General features: G+C 74.1%; 3 protein-coding genes. All 3 read right to left on the bottom strand.

Annotated elements, in window-relative coordinates; genetic code table 11:
* Positions 1-656: helix-turn-helix domain-containing protein (locus DEF28_RS25735; protein ID WP_233515547.1), on the bottom strand; the 656-nt coding region annotated here is incomplete at its 3' end.
* Between the two features lie 470 nt (positions 657-1,126).
* Positions 1,127-2,395: an endonuclease/exonuclease/phosphatase family protein gene (locus DEF28_RS25725; protein WP_114400875.1), complete on the bottom strand. Its 1,269-nt coding sequence runs from the start codon at positions 2,393-2,395 to the stop codon at positions 1,127-1,129.
* A gap of 183 nt (positions 2,396-2,578) precedes the next feature.
* Entirely contained in the window at positions 2,579-3,778 is a 1,200-nt protein-coding gene (gene lhgO, locus DEF28_RS25720) for an L-2-hydroxyglutarate oxidase (protein ID WP_233515546.1), read from the bottom strand.
* Positions 3,779-4,274 lie beyond the last annotated feature (496 nt).

The raw sequence follows: 4,274 nt of genomic DNA, 5'->3' as shown, positions 1-4,274 counted from the left end.
GTCGGGTGGGTGGGGAGCATGGGGCTGAGCCGGGTGCGGGCGGACCGCGTCCAGCGGGCCTGGGAGGTGGAGCCGATGGCGGAGTGCAGGAAGACGTACCCGGTCTTCGTTCCGCGGGTCTTCGCACGGGCGACGGCTTTTGCTTGCTCGCTGCCCTTTCCGTGAACACGCCAGCCACCGCCATCGCGGATGCGCCCGACCTTCTTCACGTCGATATGCACCATGCGACCCGGCCGCTTCGCCTCGATCCGTTGGGGGTCCCGGTTCGTCTCGCCGTTCGGATCGATGAACTTTGTCCTGTTGAGGCCGAGCTGGGCGAGCAGCCGCGTGATGGTGCGACGGCTGACTGGCGTTCCGGCCCGGTCGAGCTCGAAGGCGATGCGGGATGCCGACCATTTGTGCTCGCGCCGCATCGACTCGATCTGTTCGACGAGTCGGCCCGGCGTAGCGGACGGTTGCCGTATCGGTGCGGATGAACGATCGAGCAGGCTGAGTTCGCCGTACCGTTTGTAGCGGTTGACCCATGTGGATGCCGTGGCGCGGGAGATGCCCATCTCGGCGGCCACGTGCGCGATGGGGCGGGTGCGGCAGCGCTGGATCAGGCGGTGGCGTCCCTCCGGCGAGAGCGGAGTGTTGGCGTTAATGCGTGAGGACATCATCGTCTCCTCCACCGGGCTCAGATCAGTTCCATCACCGGCCCTTCGTGTACCGCCTGGTAGATCGCGTTGCGGATCACGTTGGCTTGCTCCGACGTGAGGGTTCGGTCGATCGGTCGCAGGACGATCCGAAGCAGAATCGATTGCAGGTGGGCGAGGGATGAGAACTTCCCCCGGCCGTGCCTGCGGAGACCTGATGCGCTATTGGCGCGCGTCGATGACCCCGCGGCCATATCCCGGCCGGGGGTTACGAAATCGCTGCTGCCTAAGCACGGCACCAGAGTACACACGGCTTCGCCCGCTAACGCCAGACGTCAACAACCTGCTGGCCAGCAACATCTAGGTGTGCGGTCGGCCGGAGGCGGCCGGGACGCCGGCCGCGGCCCCGGCGCCGTCCGGGCCGCCGGGGAGCGAATCCGCCTGACGTGCGAACCCGCGTCCGGGACGGCGCCGCGGCCGCGTCCCCGGCCTCAGCGGGCCCGGACGTCCAGCCACACCAGCCGGTGGTCCGAGCTGGGGAACGGGTACTCGCCGGTCAGCCTGGACAGCGGGTCGGCGGACGCCGGCCAGAACACGCCGCCGCCCGCCGTCCGCAGCTGGCGGGACGGCAGGACGTAGTCGACGCGCAGGTTGCCCGGGCCCGGCTCGTCGGCGAAGTCCGCGGTGTCCTGCGCCGGGTCGCCCAGGTGCGACGTGTTCGCGCCGCCCTGGGACGCGGCGGCCTCCGCGGCGCCCTCGCTGCTCGGCGGGGCCGCGGCGTTCACCCGCGGGTGGTCGAGGAGCTGCCCGATGGCCCCGGGTTCGCCGTTGCCGTCCCGGGGGTCGGAGTTGAGGTCGCCGGCGATCACGAAGCGCTCGCCGGGCCGCAGGCCGCCCCGCCCGCCCTCGTCGTCGTAGATGTAGCCGCCGGCGCCCGGCCGGACGTAGTCGCTCCAGAAGCGGATCTCGTCGTGGTTCCTCCGGACGTTGCGCTGCTCCGGGCCGTCGAAGCTGGGCGGGGTGGGGTGGCTCACGAGGAGGTGCACGGTGGTGCGCCCGATACGGACGGGCAGGTCCCAGTGGCTCTTGGAGGAGAGCCGCAGCACGGCCCGCTCGTCCTCGTCGTAGAACGGCTCGCCGGTGGCGGGGTCGGTCGGCAGCAGGGCGCCGGGCATGTCGGCCCAGCGGAAGTCGCGGAAGGTGCGCACGGCGGACTCGTCGATGGGGTAGCGCGAGAAGACGACCATGCCGTACTGGCCGGGGAACTCGCCGAAGCCCAGGGCGTCGTCGCCGTATCCGGGCTGCCCCGGCTCGGTGACCGTCCGGCCGTCGTTGTTCAGGTCGAACCCGGACGGCACGCCGGTGTTGCTCGGGGCCGTGTAGCGGTACGGGTACTCGATCGGGGCGGCGCCGCCCTGGCCGACCGACAGGTAGTTGCGCTGGAAGAGCGCGGCGGCGGTGCCGTCGGGGTCGTGGTCGAACTCGTTGACCAGCAGCACATCCGGCCGGCTGCGCTGGATGATCTCCGCCACCGTGCGCGCCTGGGCGTTGCCGCCGGTGGCCAGGTCCGCCGCGAGCTGCCCCTCCGTGCTCCGGTTCAGGGAGGCGTTGAAGGTGGCGAACCGGACCGTGTCCCGCGAGGCGTGCGCGGCGGTGCCGGCGGGATCGGCGGTGCCGGCCAGCGCGGGGGAGGCGGTGAGTGCGAGGGCTCCGGCCGCGAGCGCGGCGCCGAGCCGGAACGAGCGTGCGGGGGACCGCATGTTCGGGGATCCTTCCGGGCGGGGGTCGGGGGAGGGGACGCGTGCTGTTCTAGCCTGGCCGCGCGAATCGCCCGGGTCCAGCGGATGGCCCGGCGGTGAACCGCCGCGGCGACCGCCGGCCGGGGCCCGCGGCCACGGCGCGCGGCGCATCCCGGCACCGCGGTGCGCCGGAGCCGCGGCCGGTCAGCGGACGGGCCGCACGCAGTCCTCGGCGATGGCGGCGCCGATCGGCAGCGCCGACGTCGCGGCCGGCGAGGGGGCGTTGAGCACGTGCACCATGCGGTCGGTGCGCTCCAGCAGGAAGTCGTGCACGAGGGTGCCGTCCCGCAGCACCGCCTGCGCGCGGATGCCGGCCTCGGCCGGGAGCAGGTCGGCCAGCGTGAGGTCGGGGCAGTACCGGCGGCACTCCCGCAGGTAGCCGCGCTTCCACAGCGAGTCGCGTACCTCGCGTACCGCGGTGCCCGGGTGGGCGCTGGCCAGCCGCCAGAGGCCGGGGAAGGCCGCGTAGTCGAGCACGTCGCGCGCCCGCACCGAGAACTTCGGGTAGCCCTCGCGGGCGAGGGCGAGCACGGCGTTGGGGCCCACCGTGACGCCGCCGTCCACGGTGGGGCTGAGGTGGACGCCGAGGAACGGCAGCCGGGGGTCGGGGACCGGGTACACGAGGTGCCGCACGATCCCCCGGCGGCGGGCCGGCAGCCGGTAGTACTCGCCGCGGAACGGCACGATCCGCAGGCCGCTCCGCAGCCCGGCGAGCCGGGCCAGCCGGTCCGCCTGCAGGCCGCCGCACACCACCAGCCGGCCGCACGACCAGGAGCGCCCGCCCGCCGTCACCGCCACCCGCGACGCCGACTCCGCGATGGCGGTCACCTCGGCCCCCAGCTCGACGCGGCCGCCGCGGGCCCGGACCACCTCGCCCATCGCCCGTGCCACCCGCCGGTAGTCGACGATGCCGGCGGAGGGGACGAGCAGCGCGCCCAGGCCGCGCACCATGGGCTCGCGCTCCCGCAGCTCCCCGGCGCCGAGCCGGCGCACCTCCAGCCCGTTGCGCCCGGCGCGCTCGTGCAGTGCCTCCAGCCGCTCCAGCTCACGCGGGGAGGTCGCGACCAGGAGCTTCCCGCACTCGTCGAACGCGATCGAACGCTCGGCGCAGAACTCCTTCGTCATCCGCGCGCCGCGTCGGCAGTACTCGGCCTTCAGGCTGCCCGGCGGGTAGTAGATGCCCGAGTGGATCACGCCGCTGTTGTGGCCGGTCTGGTGCGCGCCCAGCCGGTCCTCCTTCTCCAGGAGCAGCAGGCTCGCGCCCGGCCGGAGCTCCAGGAGCCGCATCGCGGTCGCCAGGCCGACGATCCCGCCGCCGACCACGCAGAAGTCGTACACCGCCACCTCCGCATCCCCGCCCCCCAAGGGCATGGAAACAGAGCCGCGCGGACCGCGCAACGGTCGCCCGCGGCTGGACCGCTGACGGGGGACCGGTGCGCTGGCCAGCGGCCCTCGACGGTCAACGCGCGTGGCCGGGCGCCCATCGGCCGGCCGCCCCGGACGCGGCGTCCGGCCGCTGGCAGCGTGCGCGCCCGCGGTCCTCCAGCGGTGCGCGCCGCGGCCCGGCTCCGCCCGGCCCCGTGACGCCGCACCAGCGCCCCGCACGCTCCGGACGCCGGGCGCGGCCGCCAGCACGCGCGGCCCAGGCGGACGCCGAGGGCGCTGGCACGGGCGCCAGCGGCAGCACCGCTCGCCGCTCGCCGCCGCCCACCGCCCTGGGCGCCGGCGGTGCAGCGCGCACCTAGATGATTGAGTCCGATGTCTGAGGAGGTCGCGGACATGGCGAAGGGTGCCCGATGGTTAAGTCGTGACACGAAACCTGGACACCCTTCTCACCGCA

The sequence above is a fragment of the Marinitenerispora sediminis genome (genome assembly GCF_003336425.1).
GTDB classification, from domain to species: domain Bacteria; phylum Actinomycetota; class Actinomycetes; order Streptosporangiales; family Streptosporangiaceae; genus Marinitenerispora; species Marinitenerispora sediminis.
The sequence above is the reverse complement of the archived record's forward strand: the minus strand, read 5'-3'. Positions and strand labels throughout refer to the sequence as shown.

Bases quoted from the DNA above. Each gene is read 5' to 3' on its own strand.
- DEF28_RS25725 (WP_114400875.1), bottom strand. From the start codon at position 2,395: ATGCGGTCCCCCGCACGCTCGTTCCGGCTCGGCGCCGCGCTCGCGGCC.